The sequence below is a fragment of the Spiroplasma endosymbiont of Zeiraphera isertana genome (assembly GCF_964030805.1).
Taxonomy (GTDB): domain Bacteria; phylum Bacillota_I; class Bacilli_A; order Mycoplasmatales; family VBWQ01; genus Spiroplasma_E.
Window position 1 is genome coordinate 1424056 of the sequence record NZ_OZ034965.1, and the last position, 16063, is coordinate 1440118.

The following is a 16063-nucleotide window of genomic DNA, read 5'->3' on the forward strand; positions in this document are numbered from 1 at the left end:
CAAAGATGGTAAAAAAATATGAATATAAAATCCATCAAATGGCAAGTAAAGAAAGTATTGATGAATTTAATAACTTGTATGATAATAATAAAAGTGATGTAATTTGAAGTAATTATGATAGTTTACAATATGATTTAACTCATACTAAAATTGGTGGTAAAACCATTGATGTTAATTGAGTTGAAATGTATAAAAAAGCTGGTTTAAATAATGAACAATTACAATTAGCAGAGCAACAACAATTACGTTTTTATAATATTTTTGCTAAAGTTTTTCATAAAAAAACTGTTATTAAACTAATTCAAAAAGTAGCACCAGTTGCTGTAAGTGATAGCACAGTAGCATGAACTGCTTTTAATTCAGAAGCTGATAATCAACGTATGGGTTATGGTCCTGAATTTTCAAATATTAATTTAATTGATCAACAATTTCAAGAGGGATTTTGATCTTCAGATCAAATAATTAGTGTTACAACTCACGAATATGGTCATGCTTTAAGTAATTTTATTGGTTTAAGTGCTGATGAAAGAAATTCATTTAATGCTAATTGAAAGTGACCAGATAGCAGTTATAGTGATGTTAATACTAATATGACATCAATTTCTCATAAACTAACTGTTAACAATGATAACAAACAAATTTATGATCGTACTTGATATTTAATTGATTATTTAGGTCAACAAGCAAAATTAACTAATATTAAGCAAAAATTATTATTTGGTTTAATAACAGTTAATAGTAATTATGGTCGTAGTGCCTGATTTTATGGTAAATATAATATAAATCTTGATGATGAATTTTTTGTCGAAAGTTTTGCTAGATGAATTTTAACACCTCAGAATCAGCGTGATTGAGGATGAGAATTAGAAAATAGTTTTTTCTTACATTATTTACCAACGGTTTTATAACATTTTACTAGTTAAAAAGGAGAAATAATTCTCCTTTTTTATTATTTGGTATAATAAATTTAAGTAAAAGAATTGAGGAAAGTAGGTGATTTTATGTTTGGCAAAAATATCCATGATCATGAATCACAGCAAAATAGTTGTTTAAAATTTCAGTATGAAAAACTTTTTAAAATAGGTAAAATATTATTTGATGAATGAGATAAACAACCACCAGCACCTGCTCAATTACTTAAAATAAAAAAGCAATTAAATGAATCTTTAATTGTAAAATTAAAAAGGACACTTATATAAAAATTAAATTGTGTTAGTTCTATAATTAAGAAAAGAAAGGAATTAGCGCAATGTATAAGTATCTGAGTATTGAATCAATAATAGCAATAAAAGAATATAAAAATTATGGATTTTCGATTCGTAAAATAGCAAAAATTGTTGATTATAGTAAATCAACTGTACATAGAGTTTGTAGATTATTAAATAAAAACTTATTGCCATCAGAAATATTGAATCAATTTCAAAAAAATAAACAAAATGCAGGCAGAAAATTAATAATTTTAACTTTAACAGAAATTAATAGTATTAATCATTTGTGAATTACTAAAAAGTATGCTCTTGATATAATTGCTAACTTTTTAAAGGAAAATAAAATAAAAAGTATTTCAACAAAAACTTTATATAACATGTTTAAAACAAATCGAATGGGTTTTGATGAAAATAACTTATTGAGAAAAGGCAAAAATAAAACTCACAAACAAAAAGAAACTAGGGGCAAAATTAATAATTGTAAGTCTATTCATGCAAGAAATTTAATCATTCCTAATATTAAAAATATACAAGAATTTGGTCATTTAGCAGGTGATACTATCATTGGCAAAGATCATAAAAGTTCTATTATTACTTTGGCTGATATATGATCAAAAACCACAATTCCTTTAGTAACTAAAAATCATAAATCAGAAAATATTACGAAAAGTATAATAAAATTTATTTCAAATTTACAAAAAGGAACAGTTAAAACCATTACTTTTGATCGTGGTAAAGAATTTAGTAAATGAAGATTAATCGAAAAAATTTGTAATGTCAAAATTTATTTTGCAGATCCTGGTAAACCTTGCCAAAGGGGTTTAAATGAAAATAATAATGGTATTTTAAGAAGATATTTACCAAAATCTACAGATCTATCTTCATATAAACAAAAAGATTTAAATTTTATAGCATTTCAAATTAATTCTACACCCAGAAAATCGCTCTCTTATAAAAGACCAATAGATTTAATACAATTATTTTAAAAAACTGTCCCATTTATATTTACAACTCAGGAATTAAAAATTAAAATTGAAGAACAAAAAAATGATTCGGAATTAAAGTTTTGTGCCAATCACCAAGAAATTTTTTTTAATTTTCAAAAAAACTCTTGATGAAATAAAAAAAATCATCAACCTGGCCTAAAATTTGATTTTATTTAATTTTGGGATTTATTTTTTTTACAAACTGAAATATAATGCTTCAGATTTTGCATAAGGTGATATTTTATAATGTTGGTATTTAAATTTTCATAAATTGAGGTAATTTTGAATATTGGTAAATCCAATGCCATGATAATGAGTAATAAATTCTTTTAAACTTGATTGTATTTTACTGATATTACTTAAATTTTTATAATTTAATTCTTTATTTTCTTTTGATTTAAATTTCTTGAGAGTACATTTTGTTTGTTTAGCTACTGTATCATATAGTATTTGCATATCACAAACTATAATTGATTTTTCTTCGATAAGCTTAGATGTTAAATTTTCTTGTACTCATTTTTTGTTAATCTTTTAGTATTTGTTGTTTGAGCATAAATATTTTTATTTTCATCAATTGCCATTTCAATACAACAGTTTAAATCTTTAGCATTTTCTTCAATTCATTTTTTTCTTGGATCATCTGGATTTTTGAAATTTCCTTTATGAATTTCTTTGATAAAAGTTTCATCAATTTCAATTCTACCTTTTAATTTTGTGAATGGTTTTTGTGTTTTTGCTAATTGTGATGATTTCATAAATTTTTGACGATTAAATCGTGCTGATGTTTTTGAAATTTTAGCAAATTGAGAAATAGTATAAGCAGATTGACCTTTTAATTTTCAAAAAAACTCTTGATGAAATAAAAAAAATCATCAACCTGGCCTAAAATTTGATTTTATTTAATTTTGGGATTTATTTTTTTTACAAACTGAAATATAATGCTTCAGATTTTGCATAAGGTGATATTTTATAATGTTGGTATTTAAATTTTCATAAATTGAGGTAATTTTGAATATTGGTAAATCCAATGCCATGATAATGAGTAATAAATTCTTTTAAACTTGATTGTATTTTACTGATATTACTTAAATTTTTATAATTTAATTCTTTATTTTCTTTTGATTTAAATTTCTTGAGAGTACATTTTGTTTGTTTAGCTACTGTATCATATAGTATTTGCATATCACAAACTATAATTGATTTTTCTTCGATAAGCTTAGATGTTAAATTTTCTTGTACTCATTTTTTTGTTAATCTTTTAGTATTTGTTGTTTGAGCATAAATATTTTTATTTTCATCAATTGCCATTTCAATACAACAGTTTAAATCTTTAGCATTTTCTTCAATTCATTTTTTTCTTGGATCATCTGGATTTTTGAAATTTCCTTTATGAATTTCTTTGATAAAAGTTTCATCAATTTCAATTCTACCTTTTAATTTTGTGAATGGTTTTTGTGTTTTTGCTAATTGTGATGATTTCATAAATTTTTGACGATTAAATCATGCTGATGTTTTTGAAATTTTAGCAAATTGAGAAATAGTATAAGCAGATTGACCTAACAATGACAATCAAATTATTCAATCTCATTGTTCATGAGATAAATGACTTCAATGTAAAAAATGATTTCTTAAAGCATCAAAGCTACTTTTACAATCTTTGCATAAATATTTTTGCTTATTATTCTTAAAACCATTTTTTACACATCAATAAGATTTACAATTTGGACATTGAATTCCTTTTTCTTTAAATTTTTTATCAATTGCATCTAATTTTTCTTTTTTCTCAATTTGTTTAATTCTATTTTTAAAATGTCTAATAATTTTTATAAATTCTTCATCTTTTTTGTTTTTTAAAACATCAATTAATTCATTATTAGTCACAAAAAATCACCCCTGATATAAAAATATTACTTTTAATTTTAAATTAAAAGTAATATCAAGATTTTTTGTGAAAATTAAAAGATTGACCTAACAATGACAATCAAATTATTCAATCTCATTGTTCATGAGATAAATGACTTCAATGTAAAAAATGATTTCTTAAAGCATCAAAGCTACTTTTACAATCTTTGCATAAATATTTTTGCTTATTATTATTAAAACCATTTTTTACACATCAATAAGATTTACAATTTGGACATTGAATTCCTTTTTCTTTAATTTTTTTATCAATTGCATCTAATTTTTCTTTTTTCTCAATTTGTTTAATTCTATTTTTAAAATGTCTAATAATTTTTATAAATTCTTCATCTTTTTTTTTAAAACATCAATTAATTCATTATTAGTCACAAAAAATCACCCCTGATATAAAAATATTACTTTTAATTTTCAATTAAAAGTAATATCAAGATTTTTTGTGAAAATTAAAAGAAATTTTTGACTTCTTACCTTTAGAAGTTTTATAGTTTTTTGTATTAATAGTATTAAAATATTTATATTTAGTAGAAGTTTAATATAATTAATGTCCTATTGTTTTATTTTTCGAAACAATAGGTTTTTTATTTTAGTATCTTAAATTTATAAAAAACTTTTTTAAATAAAAACCTATTTACTTTAAAAATAAAGTAAATAGGTTAAAAACTTATATTAATGTTTAAAAACTATATCATATTACAAATATAGAAATAATAGTTAATATATTTTCATTTCCATTAAATATAAATTTCACTTTCTTCATAAAGATTTAATAATTTTGATAAATGATCACCAACGCCACCCTCATCATTGGTTTTAGTAGTAATATCATTGGCAATACTTTTAATAACAATATTACCATTTTTCATTGCTACACCATAGCCAACTTCCATCAACATTTCTTTATCATTAATTTCATCACCATAAGCAATAACATCTCTAATATCAACATTATAATATTGAGCCAAAATGCGAGCTGTCATTCCTTTATCAATAAATTTACTTGAAATTTCAAAGATTAGTTTATTATTATCATAACGATTTCAAGTATTTACCTTAATTGAGTTTGAATATTTTTCCAAGTCACGATATACTTGATCAAGATTAGTATTTTCTTTAAATTCAATTAAAATGGCATTAGCGCTCCCTTTTCAATCACGAATTAATTTACTAATTGTAAAAGTATCATTTTCAATAGTATCTAAATGAAAATAAGTTTCAAAGAAATCATCTTTTTTTCAACATACTGCTTTGTTGTAATATTCAATAACCGCGTTTTCAATTTGTTGAAAAATATAGTCTTCATTTAAAATATGTTTAACAATTGTTTCAGAAATTGGAAAAACTAATCGTTTGAATTTTTTGATTTTTGGATCATGAATATGGCCACCATTAAAATTGCATAGTAATGTATTAAGACCTAATTCACGATAAAATTTAATTGATCCACGATAAGGTCGACCAGTGACAATACAAACAATATGACCTTGTTTTTGAGCATCAATTAGTGCTTTTTTAGTATTAATATGAATTTCTCGTCCACCACTTTTTAATAGAGTACCATCTAAATCAACTAGGATTAAATGTTTTTGTTTTTTATTGTATAAAGACATTGTCTCTTCCTCCTATCTTTCTTTCTCGATAAAATTAATACCCATTGTGTCTTGAACAAAGTTTAATTTTTTAGTAGCAATATTATTAGCAAAATTTGCACCTTCTTCTAAATATTTTGCTAATTGTGATGATTTTTCATTAATAAATTCTTGGTGTTTTTTTTGCATGGGTTCTAATAAATCATTTATTACTTTAATTACTTCTTCTTTTAAAAAACCATAATTGTGATTGCTGAAATATTGTTCACAAGTTTTGATATCTTTTTTAGTAATGCTAGCATAAATAGTTAATAAATTACTAACTCCAGGCTTATTTTCTGGATCAAATTTAATAATATTTTCTGAATCAGTAACTGCTTTTTTAATTTTATTGGTAACTTCTTGTTTGCTATCGCTTAAAAAAATACTATTTTTTAGATTAGTATCAGATTTTGACATTTTTTTTTCAGGTTCTTGTAAACTCATAATTTTTTGTGCTTGTTTATCAATAATTATTTTAGGAATTTTGAATAAATCAGTTTTATAATTGTTATTCATTCTTGTTGCTAAAGTTTTTGTCAATTCTAAATGTTGAGTTTGATCAACACCAACTGGCACAAAATCAGCGTCATATAGTAAAATATCAGCAGCCATTAATGCTGGATATGTAAGAATACCTGTTGGAATACTAATCGTTTTATTTTGTTGATTTGTCATTTTTTGACTTTTATCTTTAAATTGTGTCATTCGTTCTAATTCACCGACATAACTATTACATAATAATATATATCCTAATTGACTATGGGCTAAAACATCAGATTGAATAAAAATATGAGATTTATTTGGTATAATACCAGCAGCAAAATATCAAGCGGCAATATCTTTAATATTATCTCTTAATTCTTGTGCTTTTATTGGTAGTGTTAATCCATGTAAATTTGCAACAAATATTAAGAGTTCATGTTCTTCTTGCAATTTTAAAAAATTATTAATTGCTCCCAAGTAGTTACCAAGAGTTAATTTTCCAGTGCTAGTTATTCCAGATATAATACGAGCCATATATTTTGCTGCCTCCAAATTAATTTTTTAATATAATTAATTATCAATGATAAAGTTAAATAATTCAATTAATTATATTAAAATTTGTTTGATTTTGATATAATAAAAACTTTAATTGTAAAATTAAAAAGGACACTTATATAAAAATTAAATTGTGTTAGTTCTATAATTAAGAAAAGAAAGGAATTAGCGCAATGTATAAGTATCTGAGTATTGAATCAATAATAGCAATAAAAGAATATAAAAATTATGGATTTTCGATTCGTAAAATAGCAAAAATTGTTGATTATAGTAAATCAACTGTACATAGAGTTTGTAGATTATTAAATAAAAACTTATTGCCATTAGAAATATTGAATCAATTTCAAAAAAATAAACAAAATGCAGGCAGAAAATTAATAATTTTAACTTTAACAGAAATTAATAGTATTAATCATTTGTTAATTACTAAAAAGTATGCTCTTGATATAATTGCTAACTGTTTAAAGGAAAATAAAATAAAAAGTATTTCAACAAAAACTTTATATAACATGTTTAAAACAAATCGAATGGGTTTTGATGAAAATAACTTATTGAGAAAAGGCAAAAATAAATCTCACAAACAAAAAGAAACTAGGGGCAAAATTAATAATTGTAAGTCTATTCATGAAAGAAATTTAATCATTCCTAATATTAAAAATATACAAGAATTTGGTCATTTAGAAGGTGATACTATCATTGGCAAAGATCATAAAAGTTCTATTATTACTTTGGCTGATATATGATCAAAAACCACAATTCCTTTAGTAACTAAAAATCATAAATCAGAAAATATTACGAAAAGTATAATAAAATTTATTTCAAAGTTACAAAAAGGAACAGTTAAAACCATTACTTTTGATCGTGGTAAAGAATTTAGTAAATGAAGATTAATCGAAAAAATTTGTAATGTCAAAATTTATTTTGCAGATCCTGGTAAACCTTGCCAAAGGGGTTTAAATGAAAATAATAATGGTATTTTAAGAAGATATTTACCAAAATCTACAGATCTATCTTCATATAAACAAAAAGATTTAAATTTTATAGCATTTCAAATTAATTCTACACCCAGAAAATCGCTCTCTTATAAAAGACCAATAGATTTAATACAATTATTTTAAAAAACTGTCCCATTTATATTTACAACTCAGGTTTTATAAAATTTAAGGAATAAAAGTATCTATTTTTCAAAAAATAATATGATATAATATGTGGGTGAAGGATATAGCGGAAAAGGTCTTTCATGTACTTATTTTCTAAGTTTGGTCAAAGATAGTGTGGAAATATATATTATTATAGTAATGTAGAGTTTATTAACTTTTATCTTTTAAAGATAAAAAAATATTAATTTTAAAAAAGAGTATTTAAATCAAATGTAGTCTAAAAGCAAAGAGGGGTATTGTCATGATTAAAATATATGTTTCGCCAAGTTGTTTGTCTTCAAAAAAAGTTATTCAATTTTTTGATAAACATAAAATTCCATATATTAAACGTAATATTATCCATAATCCATTGACCGATACTGAAATTAAATTATTATTAAGATTTGTATCAAATGGTGTTGGTGATATTATTTCAACAAGAGCAAAGTTTATTAAAACACATGCTATTAATATTGAAAAGTTAACAATGTTACAAGTTTTTGATTTAATTAAAACTTCACCAACTGTTTTAAAACGTCCAATTATTGTTCAAGAAAATAAACAACGTATTCAAATTGGTTATAATGAAGATGAGATTGAATTATTTTTACGTGGTTCTATTGAAAACGAATTTGAAGATTCTTGTGAAATATTTTAATTGAAATATGATTGGAATACATGATGAAAAATTATAAATTTACAATTATTGCTAATAAATATGAGAATTCTCAATCATTAGCTAAGGAATTAAGGGCCAAGTTATTGGCCCTTAAAGCACTTGAAGATACTTCTTTTCCAGATATTGTTTTTATTATTGGCGGTGATGGAACATTTTTAAAAGCTATTCATGATTATAATAATATGCTCAATACTGTTAAGTTTGTTAGTTTTAAATGTGGTAATCTTGGTTTTTATGAAAATTTTTTAAACACAGAAGTTGACAAAGTATTAATGTGAATTGATAAAAATGATAATAATTTAATAGTAAATAAATTTTCATTATTAGAAGTAAATATTAATAATAAGATTTTATATGCTATTAATGAAGTTAAATTTGTTAATTTAACAACAACTCTTTCATGTCAAGTGTTAATTAATAATCAATTATTTGAAAACTTTCGTGGTTCTGGTTTAGTTATTGCAACAAGAACTGGTTCGACGGGTTTAATGAAATCACTTGGTGGTGCTGTTTTAATTTCAAATCATAACTTAATGCAATTTCATGAAATTGCTCCAGTAGCTAATAATAGTTATCGCAGTTTAAATTCACCACTAATTTTGGATGAAAATCATGAAATTACTTTGAAAAATATTCAAAAAGATAGTAAATTGAGCGATTTTGGAAAATTAATTGTTGATACTTTTGATTTTAATGATAAACTAAATGATAAGGTAACAATTAAATTATCAGAATTAACGTTACAAGTTTTAGAATATCGACTTAATCATTATTCTTTACTTGCTAAAGTAAAGAAAGCTTTTATTCAAGAAGATTAAGAAAATATTTAAAAATATATTAATTAAGGAAGGTAATCATGCCAATTTGACAAATAGTATTATTAGTTATTGCATTGTTATTTGCTGTGGCTAGTATTGGGATTTGAATATGAAATGTTAGTACAGCTAAAAAATTACGCAATCAACAAGAAAGTAGTTCAAAACCTATTAATAAACCACAAAAATTCCCATTTAAATTACAAAATTTTATTGTTGATTTAGGGGGAATTGATAATATTAAAGAGACAACAGCAACAGCAAATAAAATTAAGGTAGAGATTATTGATCATTCAAAAATTAATTTTAATAATCTTAAAAAAATTAAAAATCGTGGTATTTTAGACCAAGACGATAGTATTGGTTTAGTCTTAGGAACTTATTGTAATAATTTAAGTATTGCTATTAATGATCTTATTAAATTAAATAATGAGAAATAAGTTATTTTTTGTAATATCCATAAATACCATTAATTAAAACATAAGTGTTAGTATAGCCCAATTCTCTGAGTGTTAGTGCAGCAGCAGTTGAACGATTTCCTGCATTACAAATAGTTATAATCACTTGATTTTTGTTTTCAATATATTTACTAGGATTTTTAATCAAATCATAGTAAGGAATATTAACAATATTAAGTTCACCATTATCATTTGTTATTTTTTTTAAAATTTGATATTCAGCAACATCACGAACATCAATAATTAAAGCTTTATTTTTAATTTTATCAAAGTCTTTATTTGAAATTGAAATTTCATTTTGTATTTTATGTTTAAACATAAGTTATGACCTCCTAAAATAAAATTGTTCTATAACTTATTTTAACATTTTATTATGCTATAATGCTTATAGTTGCGACAAAAAACGGAAGCTAAGGAGTAAATAATGTTAAAAGAAAAATTCCTTTTTAAAGAAGGAAAATATGAATTAATTGTTGAATTAGGTACAATGGCTAATTTAGCAGAAAAATCAGTAAAAATTACTTATGGAAATACAGTTGTATTAACAACTGTATCATATAATGAAGTTATTAATAATCAAGATTTTTTTCCATTACAAATAGTTTTTCAAGAAAAGTTATATTCAGTTGGTAAGATTCCAGGTGGTTTTTTAAAGCGTGAAGGTCGACCTAGTGAATATGCAACACTATGTGCTAGATTAATTGATCGTTCAATCCGTCCATTATTTCCAAAAGGTTTTGTTAATGAAGTGCAAGTTGTAAATAATGTTTTTGCGTTAGATGATGCTTGTGATGTTAGAGTAAATTCAGCTTTTGGTACTTCACTTGCTTTAGGATTAAGTAGTTTGCCATTTCAGGGTCCTAGTGCTACTGTTGTTGTTGGTAAAATAAATGATGAACTTGTCCTTAATCCAACACAAGAGCAATTATTAAATTCAAAAATGGAATTGATTGTTGGTGGAACAAAAGATGCCATCAATATGGTTGAAGCTGGATGTCATGATATTTTAGAAAAAGATATGATTAAAGCATTAAAATTTGCACATGAACATATTATTAAATTAATAATTTTTCAAGAAAGTATCATTGAAAAATTAAAACCAAATAAATTTAAACCACAGTTAGCATTAATTCCTGTTAATATTGAACAATTTGTAGAAACAAATTGTCAATCACAAATTAGTAAAATTAGTACTACTGTTGATAAAAAAAGTCGAAGTAACTTGATTAAAAATTTAGTTGAAGAAACATTTCAAAGTTTTAAAAATAAATTTAATCAAGAAGTTTTAAATGCTGGTGAAGAAACAACTATTCATAATTTACGCAAAAGTATTTATCAATTATTACAAAAAGCAATGCGTACTATGATTTTAAAAAATAATGTACGAGTTGATGGACGAAAAGCAGATGATATTAGAAAATTAACAAGTATGATTGATGTTTTACCTATTGTTCATGGTAGTGCAATGTTTACTCGTGGTGAAACACAAGTTTTATCAGTTTTAACTTTGGGTGCACTTGCGGAACATCAAATTATTGATGGATTAGGTAAAGAAGAGTATAAACGTTTTATTCATCATTATAATTTTTCTCCATTTTCTGTTGGTGAAACCGGAAGAATGGGTGTTCCTTCACGACGTGAGATTGGTCATGGCGCCCTTGGTGAAAAAGCATTATTACAAATTATTCCTCTTGAAAAAGATTTTCCTTATACAATTAGATTAGTATCAGAAGTATTAGCATCAAATGGTTCAACTTCACAAGCAGCAATTTGTGCTTCATCAATGGCATTAATGGCTGGTGGTGTACCGATTAGAGCTGCAATTGCTGGTATTGCCATGGGTGTAATTAAAGAAGAAAAAGATTTTACAATTTTAACTGACATTCAAGGATTAGAAGATCACTTAGGTGATATGGATTTTAAAGTGACGGGAACAGCTAATGGTATTTGTGCTTTACAAATGGATATTAAAATTACTGGTATTGATTTTAATATTATTACACAAGCTTTAGAAAAAGCCAGAATTGCGAGATTACAAGTATTAGCAAACATGAATGAAGTAATTAAAAAACCTAGAACTACATTGGCACCTAATGCTCCAAAAATTATTCAAAAGTTAATTCCAATTGATAAAATTCGTGATATTATTGGTGTTGGTGGGAAAGTTATTAATAAAATTATTACCGACTGTGATAATGTTAAAATTGATATTGAAGATGATGGACGATTGATGATTTATCATAATGAACAATCAGCCATTGATAAAGCTTGACAAATTATTGAAAGTATTGTTAATCCTTTTCAAATTAAAATCGGTTCTGAATTTGATAGTAAAGTTGTAAAAATTGTTAATTTTGGTGTTTTTGTTAATTTACAAGATAAGATTGATGGTTTAATTCATATTTCAGAATTTTCAAAAAAATTTAATAAACGTATTGATAATTTAAATAATGTCGTTAAAATCAATGATATAATTAAAATTCGAGTAATTAAAGTTGAAGATAATAGTAAGCTTAGCTTAGAAATTATTGATAAATAATTTGAAACTATTTTTAATGAAAATTAATTACAGTTTTATTATTAAATTAGTGTTAAAATACTAATAACATAACATAGCATCATTTTGGGAATTTAAGTTCAAGTTTTAATTTTTATGTTATTCTAAGATATTAAATTTTATAAAATAAAAATACAGAAAGTAGAAAACTGGTGAAAACATGGCAAAGATAAAAGTATTTGCTCTGGGTGGATTAGATGAACGTGGTAAAAACTTATATGTTGTTGAAGTAAATGATAAGATATTTGTATTTGATGCCGGCATTAGACTCCCAGAAAGAGAAATTTTAGGAATTGATATTATTATTCCAGATTATACATATTTAAAAGAAAATAAACATCGTATTCAAGGTATATTTATTTCAAAACCATCTGATGATGCTTTTGGAGCACTACCTTATATTTTAAAAGATTTTAATAAAATAAAACCCGAGTATAAAGTTCCAATCTTTACTAGTAAACTAACTGATTTTATGATTAAGCAGAAATTAGAACGTTTTCGTTTTATTAATCAAAATGAAATTATAATTAAAACTATTGAACCTGAACAAAAAGTATCATTTGGTAATGTTGTTGTTAAAACATTTAAAACAACTACTTCAATTCCGGGTAGTTTAGGTTTTGTTCTAACTGTAAATAATGGTGAAAATATTAAATTAAATGAAACAATTGTTTATACGGGTGATTATATTTTTGATGGTGAACATCGTAGTGATTTTACTACTGATATTCAACATTTAGCTAGTGTTTCTAAAAATGATGTTTTATTATTAATTAGTGAAGCAACATGCGCCAATAGAAAAGCTTTTACAGCTCCTAAGCATAAAATTCAAACTATTATTGAACCAGTATTAAAAGAAGCACCAGGAAGAGTTATTCTTGCATGTTATGATCAAGATTTATATCGTGTTAGTGAAATTCTTAATGCTATTAAAGAAACTGACTCTAAACGTAAAATTGCAGTTTATGGTGCAACTTTATATGATATTTTATTAAAAGTTAATGATTTAAACGCTTTCAATATTGATAAATCACAAATTATTAATTTAGCACAAACAATTGGTACTAAAGATACAGTAATTATTGTTACTGGTAGTGGTGAGCGTTTATTTACTAGAATGAATAAAATTGCTATTGGTAATGATGATTATTTAAAACTTGAATCCCAAGATACAATAATTTTAGCAACTCCACCAATTCCAGGAAATGAATTGGCTCATGCAGCCTTATTAGATGACTTAGCACGTACTGATGTTAAAGTTATTAATATATCAGAAAAACAAGCTTGAAGTTTAAATGCTTCTTATGAAGATATTAAGTTAATGGTTAATATTATTGAACCAAAATATTTTTTACCAGTTAAAGGTTTATATAAAGATTTTGTAGCAGCACAAGCAGCAGCCATTGATGCTGGTGTATTACATAACAATGCTTTAATTCATGATAATGGTGAAGTTATTACTTTTGAAAATGGTAAATTAATTGATAATTTTGTTAAACAGTATGTTGCACGTCCTTCTCGTTTTAATGATAAAAATGCTACTAATAAAAAAACAGATAACTTAATAAAAACTGGTGATGTATATGTAGATGGTATTGGTGTTGGTGATATTGGTTCCATTGTTATTAGTGAAAGAAAACAATTACAACGTGATGGTATTTTAATTACAGGAGTGACAATAAATCGTAAAACTAAAGAAATTGTTTCTTTAATTGATGCACAAATGCGTGGTGTTGTTTATTTAACTAATAATGAAGAAATGTTGAAAAAATTGCAAAACATTATTATTAATGTTATTGAAAAATATAAAACTAATAATGCTTTTAGTCTTAGTGAAGTTAAGACTAAAATGAAAAATGACTTACAAGATTATATTAAAAAAGAAACTGGTAAGTTACCTATGATTTTAACAGTTGTTAATGAAATTTAAGGTTAATGATATTATCATTAACCTTAAATTATATAATTTTTCATATTTAAACTAATTTTAAAATTTATATAATGTTTAGTAAATTAGAACCAGTTTATAAAAATTACTAAAAACTATTGAAAATAATTTATAGTGCATTTAGTAAAAAAACATGAAAATTATTGCTGGAGAATTTGAAAGTAATAAAAAAAAATTTTTAATTTTCACAAAAAATCTTGATATTACTTTTAATTTTAAATTAAAAGTAATATTTTTATATCAGGGGTGATTTTTTGTGACTAATAATGAATTAATTGATGTTTTAAAAAACAAAAAAGATGAAGAATTTATAAAAATTATTAGACATTTTAAAAATAGAATTAAACAAATTGAGAAAAAAGAAAAATTAGATGCAATTGATAAAAAATTTAAAGAAAAAGGAATTCAATGTCCAAATTGTAAATCTTATTGATGTGTAAAAAATGGTTTTAAGAATAATAAGCAAAAATATTTATGCAAAGATTGTAAAAGTAGCTTTGATGCTTTAAGAAATCATTTTTTACATTGAAGTCATTTATCTCATGAACAATGAGATTGAATAATTTGATTGTCATTGTTAGGTCAATCTGCTTATACTATTTCTCAATTTGCTAAAATTTCAAAAACATCAGCATGATTTAATCGTCAAAAATTTATGAAATCATCACAATTAGCAAAAACACAAAAACCATTCACAAAATTAAAAGGTAGAATTGAAATTGATGAAACTTTTATCAAAGAAATTCATAAAGGAAATTTCAAAAATCCAGATGATCCAAGAAAAAAATGAATTGAAGAAAATGCTAAAGATTTAAACTGTTGTATTGAAATGGCAATTGATGAAAATAAAAATATTTATGCTCAAACAACAAATACTAAAAGATTAACAAAAAAATGAGTACAAGAAAATTTAACATCTAAGCTTATCGAAGAAAAATCAATTATAGTTTGTGATATGCAAATACTATATGATACAGTAGCTAAACAAACAAAATGTACTCTCAAGAAATTTAAATCAAAAGAAAATAAAGAATTAAATTATAAAAATTTAAGTAATATCAGTAAAATACAATCAAGTTTAAAAGAATTTATTACTCATTATCATGGCATTGGATTTACCAATATTCAAAATTACCTCAATTTATGAAAATTTAAATACCAACATTATAAAATATCACCTTATGCAAAATCTGAAGCATTATATTTCAGTTTGTAAAAAAAATAAATCCCAAAATTAAATAAAATAAAATTTTAGGCCAGTTTGATGATTTTTTTTATTTCATCAAGAGTTTTTTTGAAAATTAAAAAAAAAAATTGGGAGGTTCCCAAAAAAGTAGGAAGATGAATTACTAGATAAATAAATTCTTTCCAACATTACCATTTCAAAATGATGATAGACAAATTAAATTCTCTTTTATCCTTAAATTTATATTCGACGTATTTTAAAAAATATACATTTAAAAAATTATTATCAAAGGAAAAAGACAAGAAATAATCTTGTCTTTTTTTTGTAATTGTAAAATTTTAAAATTTTTAATAAACCTCTTTAACGCTATTATCAACACGTGTTAGGGAATTAAAACAGTGAACCACAACACAGTTGTTAAAAATAGTGGCCAAAACATGTGGACTTGCATGGATAAATAAAAAGTGGAGTGATACCTAATAAAATATACTAACCAGTAAT

The 16063-nt window shown here is 24.0% G+C and carries 17 protein-coding genes; 10 read left to right on the forward strand and 7 right to left on the reverse strand.

From position 1 onward, the window contains the following. The first annotated feature begins 5 nt into the window (after positions 1-5). The 3 genes from AAHM78_RS10085 to AAHM78_RS10095 all read left to right on the forward strand — a co-directional run bounded on the left by AAHM78_RS10085 (position 6) and on the right by AAHM78_RS10095 (position 2194). Positions 6-908 (forward strand): hypothetical protein, encoded by a 903-nt coding sequence (locus AAHM78_RS10085; protein ID WP_342253061.1) that lies wholly within the window; start codon positions 6-8, stop codon positions 906-908. A gap of 72 nt (positions 909-980) precedes the next feature. Further along, positions 981-1199: a hypothetical protein gene (locus AAHM78_RS10090; RefSeq protein WP_342253062.1), complete on the forward strand. Its 219-nt coding sequence runs from the start codon at positions 981-983 to the stop codon at positions 1197-1199. A 50-nt stretch (positions 1200-1249) separates the two neighbouring features. Next, entirely contained in the window at positions 1250-2194 is a 945-nt protein-coding gene (locus tag AAHM78_RS10095; protein ID WP_342253063.1) for an IS30 family transposase, read from the forward strand. A gap of 195 nt (positions 2195-2389) precedes the next feature. On the opposite strand, the gene AAHM78_RS10100 is transcribed toward AAHM78_RS10095, so the two are convergent. From AAHM78_RS10100 to trpS, 6 genes are all read right to left on the reverse strand, one after another. Then, complete coding sequence (locus AAHM78_RS10100) at positions 2390-2650, reverse strand: hypothetical protein (protein ID WP_342252970.1); 261 nt, start codon at positions 2648-2650, stop codon at positions 2390-2392. Between the two features lie 41 nt (positions 2651-2691). Beyond that, the gene (locus tag AAHM78_RS10105) at positions 2692-2949 is read right to left on the reverse strand and encodes a hypothetical protein (protein WP_342253064.1); all 258 of its coding nucleotides are present in this window, start codon (positions 2947-2949) and stop codon (positions 2692-2694) included. A gap of 166 nt (positions 2950-3115) precedes the next feature. Continuing rightward, a complete protein-coding gene (locus AAHM78_RS10110; protein WP_342252847.1) occupies positions 3116-4075 on the reverse strand; it encodes an IS1595 family transposase in 960 nt (319 codons plus the stop codon). 43 nt (positions 4076-4118) lie between these two features. After that, entirely contained in the window at positions 4119-4469 is a 351-nt protein-coding gene (locus AAHM78_RS17055) for a transposase (RefSeq protein ID WP_425289806.1), read from the reverse strand. A 376-nt stretch (positions 4470-4845) separates the two neighbouring features. After that, positions 4846-5721 carry a Cof-type HAD-IIB family hydrolase gene (locus AAHM78_RS10115; RefSeq protein WP_174481248.1) on the reverse strand — a complete coding sequence of 292 codons (876 nt, stop codon included), beginning with the start codon at positions 5719-5721 and terminating at the stop codon, positions 4846-4848. 12 nt (positions 5722-5733) lie between these two features. Continuing rightward, positions 5734-6759 (reverse strand): tryptophan--tRNA ligase, encoded by a 1026-nt coding sequence (trpS, locus tag AAHM78_RS10120; protein ID WP_342253065.1) that lies wholly within the window; start codon positions 6757-6759, stop codon positions 5734-5736. A gap of 194 nt (positions 6760-6953) precedes the next feature. Between trpS and AAHM78_RS10125 the strand changes: the two genes are divergently transcribed. The 4 genes from AAHM78_RS10125 (at position 6954) to AAHM78_RS10140 (ending at position 9853) form a co-directional block, all read left to right on the forward strand. Beyond that, positions 6954-7898 (forward strand): IS30 family transposase, encoded by a 945-nt coding sequence (locus AAHM78_RS10125; RefSeq protein WP_342253066.1) that lies wholly within the window; start codon positions 6954-6956, stop codon positions 7896-7898. A gap of 283 nt (positions 7899-8181) precedes the next feature. Then, positions 8182-8577 (forward strand): Spx/MgsR family RNA polymerase-binding regulatory protein, encoded by a 396-nt coding sequence (locus AAHM78_RS10130; RefSeq protein ID WP_342253067.1) that lies wholly within the window; start codon positions 8182-8184, stop codon positions 8575-8577. After that, positions 8562-9416 (forward strand): NAD(+)/NADH kinase, encoded by an 855-nt coding sequence (locus AAHM78_RS10135; RefSeq protein ID WP_342253068.1) that lies wholly within the window; start codon positions 8562-8564, stop codon positions 9414-9416. The genes AAHM78_RS10130 and AAHM78_RS10135 overlap by 16 nt, the downstream gene beginning before the upstream one ends. Positions 9417-9454: 38 nt before the next feature. Next, positions 9455-9853 (forward strand): hypothetical protein, encoded by a 399-nt coding sequence (locus AAHM78_RS10140; protein WP_342253069.1) that lies wholly within the window; start codon positions 9455-9457, stop codon positions 9851-9853. Position 9854: 1 nt separating this feature from the next. Here the strand turns inward: AAHM78_RS10140 and AAHM78_RS10145 are convergent, their stop codons facing one another. Continuing rightward, complete coding sequence (locus AAHM78_RS10145; RefSeq protein ID WP_252320544.1) at positions 9855-10190, reverse strand: rhodanese-like domain-containing protein; 336 nt, start codon at positions 10188-10190, stop codon at positions 9855-9857. Between the two features lie 105 nt (positions 10191-10295). On the opposite strand from AAHM78_RS10145, the gene AAHM78_RS10150 reads away from it, so the two are divergent. The 3 genes from AAHM78_RS10150 to AAHM78_RS10160 all read left to right on the forward strand — a co-directional run bounded on the left by AAHM78_RS10150 (position 10296) and on the right by AAHM78_RS10160 (position 15592). Continuing rightward, entirely contained in the window at positions 10296-12410 is a 2115-nt protein-coding gene (locus AAHM78_RS10150; protein ID WP_342253070.1) for a polyribonucleotide nucleotidyltransferase, read from the forward strand. Between the two features lie 178 nt (positions 12411-12588). Next, positions 12589-14358: a ribonuclease J gene (locus AAHM78_RS10155; protein ID WP_342253071.1), complete on the forward strand. Its 1770-nt coding sequence runs from the start codon at positions 12589-12591 to the stop codon at positions 14356-14358. Between the two features lie 274 nt (positions 14359-14632). After that, on the forward strand, positions 14633-15592 hold the full coding sequence (locus tag AAHM78_RS10160; protein ID WP_342252847.1) for an IS1595 family transposase: 960 nt from the start codon (positions 14633-14635) through the stop codon (positions 15590-15592). Positions 15593-16063: the final 471 nt, after the last annotated feature.